3 protein-coding genes are annotated in these 3173 nt (G+C 62.6%); 2 read left to right on the top strand and 1 reads right to left on the bottom strand.

From position 1 onward, the window contains the following. On the top strand, positions 1–1322 hold a 1322-nt coding region (locus HALO32_RS18010), incomplete at its 5' end, for a hypothetical protein (protein WP_225810096.1). A 368-nt stretch (positions 1323–1690) separates the two neighbouring features. Beyond that, positions 1691–2380, top strand: a complete 690-nt coding sequence (locus HALO32_RS15685) for a hypothetical protein (protein ID WP_151444834.1) — start codon at positions 1691–1693, stop codon at positions 2378–2380. On the opposite strand, the gene HALO32_RS15680 is transcribed toward HALO32_RS15685, so the two are convergent. Then, a complete protein-coding gene (locus tag HALO32_RS15680; protein ID WP_151444833.1) occupies positions 2372–2995 on the bottom strand; it encodes a TetR family transcriptional regulator in 624 nt (207 codons plus the stop codon). The two genes, HALO32_RS15685 and HALO32_RS15680, sit on opposite strands and share 9 nt — an antisense overlap. Positions 2996–3173 lie beyond the last annotated feature (178 nt).

Below are 3173 nucleotides of genomic sequence, written 5' to 3'. Positions count from 1 at the left end.
GCCTGCCCGACGGCAGCATCCTGCTGAAGGCTTCGGCCACCATTACGGATGGCGATGAGGACAGCGCCAGCGACGACGAGACGGTCGACATCAGCGACAGTTTCAGCTTCGACGATGATGTGCCGGCGGTGACGGTGAATGATGCCTCGGGGACCTTCCAGGCGGGAGCAGAGGGCACGTGGTCTGACTTGCCTGGGGCGGACGGGTTCAAGTCGATGAGCCTGACGTTGGACAGCTACAGGATCGGCACGAGCGGAACCTCGTTCTTCACCGAGGTCGATCCTGAGCCGAACGTCTCACTCGGCACGGTGACGGCGCCTGACGGCGACGGAAACTACGTCTTCGATGGGTCCATCACGGCCGACTTCACGGACGACGGCGAAGACAATGAGCAGCCGGTCGAGTTCACGCTGAAGTTCGATCCCGATGCCGACACCTACACTGTCATCCTCAATACCCCGCCGGCCCAGAAAACCACAAAGTCGTCGGCGGATGGCTCGCTGGATGCCGGCGGACCGGATGCAGTGAGGACCCTGCTGTTCGGTGGCGACGAAGATGGCAATGATGACATCGTCTTCTTCGGCGCGGTGCCAACGGCGGTCCGGTCGGATCTCACTGTTCCCGGTGATGATGAGGATCCTGTCTATGACAGTATCCTCGACCTCATCGAGCGCGGTGAGGGCGACCTGACGGAGGAAGAGATCGAGGCGCTGCTGCCGCTGCCCAACCTGATCAACGCAAACACGCAGATGAACGTGTCCACGTCAGGCATTGGCATCAACAACAACAACCTCGATGGCGCCGATGAGGGTGGCAGCGACGTGTTCGAGGGAACGTCGATCACCTCGGGAGACGAGAGCTTCGTCGTCAACCCGGAGGAGCCCGTCGACAGTGTGACGGTCTACATCTCGAGCACGGTGCAGGGCTACGACCCGGGGACGGAGGAACTCTACTACACCGTCTATTACACTGATGGAACCGTTGGTGAGCCGATGAAGGTCACGGATCCTACCCCCATCGCCAAAAATGACATGGACGTGCCCAAGGAGGCCCGCGGAGGCAGCTCGTTCACCATTGAAGGCGGCGACAAGCAGATCGATGCGGTCCAGCTCACCATGGGGCTTGGCACCGTGAAGATCCCGGTCATCGAGTTCACTACCTTTGATACATTCGATCCGGGAGCTCTCTCGCTAGACTTCACCGCAACGCTCGAGGATGGCGACGAGGACACCGCGACGGATGACTTTACCGTTGACTTCAGCCCGGAGCCGCCGGCGGAGGCATTATCCGTAAGTCTCGACGACCCTGACGTGTTGCTCTAAGCCAAGATGCGGGCCTGCCATCCGGTGGGTCCGTCTCTTCTATCGGCTCGGGCCGACCCGCATCTTGTGGGCCGGCCTGTTTTATTGATCGCCAAACATGCAGCGTGACACCAGGCGGTGCTGTCGCCGAGGGTGGTGTCATTGGTTGGCTTGGATATGAGAGTCATCTGCACCTGAGTAGACGAGGGTGTCTCGAGCAACACTCCAGTCGACATGACACATTCCTGCCTGCTCCCAACCCGATTCAGGATGCCGGCGGAAAGCATCAAGACCTACGTCATGAGTATGGTGTCCAACGCTTAGCCTCGATGGTCTACGCTGAGAGGAAGTCTCTCATTCGTTGGCTAAGTAGTGCCGGGAGGTACCGCATGGAAACCGTACGCCAGATTGCCCTGAGTTTTCCGGTGGTGGTGTTCAGCGTCCTGCTTGCACTGGCTACCCTCTACTGGCTGCTGGTGGCACTGCGCCTGGCGCCGGTGGAGTGCTTCGAGCGTGACAGCCTCAAGGGCGACCACCTGGCCAGTACTCTGGTGGCGCTGGGGTTTGCCGGGGTGCCGGCCTCCTTGGCGCTGACGGTACTGCTGGTGCTGGCGGGGGCTATCACCCTGGGAGTGGAACTTGCCGTTCTGCGCTGGCTGCCACTGGGGCTGTTCCGCATTCCCGTGGGGGTGGCCGTGCTGTGGGGGGCCTTCGCGCTCGCTTCGCCGCTGGCCGCGGCGCTGTGCCATGCCCTGCATCGCTGGTTCCATCGCCATGCCCCGCAGCAGCGTCGCTGCCTGCTTGGCGAGAAGGTGGAGGTGAAGGAAGACGCCGATGCCGACGGCTGGTCCTCGGCGGTACTGGTCGACGATCCGGAATGGCAGGTGCGCCTGCACGGCAAGCCCGGCAACCTGCCGCATCTCGGCGAATGTCGGGTGCTGGTCAAGTACGTGACCGAGGAGGACGCCTACCGCAGCGTGCCGGAGACCGAGTACCGCGAGGCGAGAGCTCATCTCAGCCGGTTGCGTCTGCAGCAGAGGCACGGCGAGGGGCAGAGCGGGGCCGCGGAATTACTCTGAGGATGAGGCGCCCATCAGCTCGAGCTGGGTGTCGAGCAGCACCGTGCCGCGTTCGAGGATCGAGAAGCGCTCGTGGTTGCGCAGCCAGTCGTGAAACAGCCCGCCGAGCATGGCCTGCGTCAGTTCAGCGGCCACCTCCGGGCTGAGTCCCGCACGCAGGTGGCCCAGTCGAGCCGCACAGCCGAAATAGTCGATCAGCGCGCCGCAGGCCTCGTCGGCCATCTCGTTCTGCATGGCCAGCGGGTCGATGTCGCCGAAGACCTCGCAGTGATGGATGAGAATGGCATGCACGCGCCGATAGCGGGGCTGCTCGAGACGCTCGAAGCCCTTCAGGCAGGCCAGGCGGATCGCCTCGAGGGGACGCTCGACGAGGCTCGGGTCGCCGATCTCCTCTACCAGCTCCTGGAAGGGCATGCGGACACGCTGCAGCATTGCCTGGAAGAGGTCCGCCTTGTTGCGGAAGTGCCAGTAGAGGGCACCACGGGTCATGTCGGCGTGACGAGCGATCTGTTCCAGGGAGGTGCGGGCCACGCCCTTCTCGAGGAAGACCTCCTCGGCGGCATCCAGCAGGGCTTCCCGAGTGGCGGCGGCCTCGGCCTTCGTGCGTCTGGCCATGAAGTTGGGCTCTCCAGCGTTCTGTTCGATGGGCCTATTCTACCCGAGCCGGCTCGTCTTTTACATTCAACAATGTATGGATAAGTGATTATGCATAATTAATCGTGCGTCCCGTGCCATAGTCCCCGAGCAGGCGATGGACCTCAGCGCAGAGCCGATCAAACGAGAGATAGGCTCC

The sequence above is a fragment of the Halomonas lysinitropha genome, assembly GCF_902500215.1.
GTDB classification, from domain to species: domain Bacteria; phylum Pseudomonadota; class Gammaproteobacteria; order Pseudomonadales; family Halomonadaceae; genus Halomonas; species Halomonas lysinitropha.
This window is presented reverse-complemented; position numbering and strand designations above follow the sequence as displayed.

Bases quoted from the DNA above. Each gene is read 5' to 3' on its own strand.
- HALO32_RS15680 (WP_151444833.1), bottom strand. From the start codon at position 2,995: ATGGCCAGACGCACGAAGGCCGAGGCCGCCGCCACTCGGGAAGCCCTG.
- HALO32_RS15685 (WP_151444834.1), top strand. From the start codon at position 1,691: ATGGAAACCGTACGCCAGATTGCCCTGAGTTTTCCGGTGGTGGTGTTC.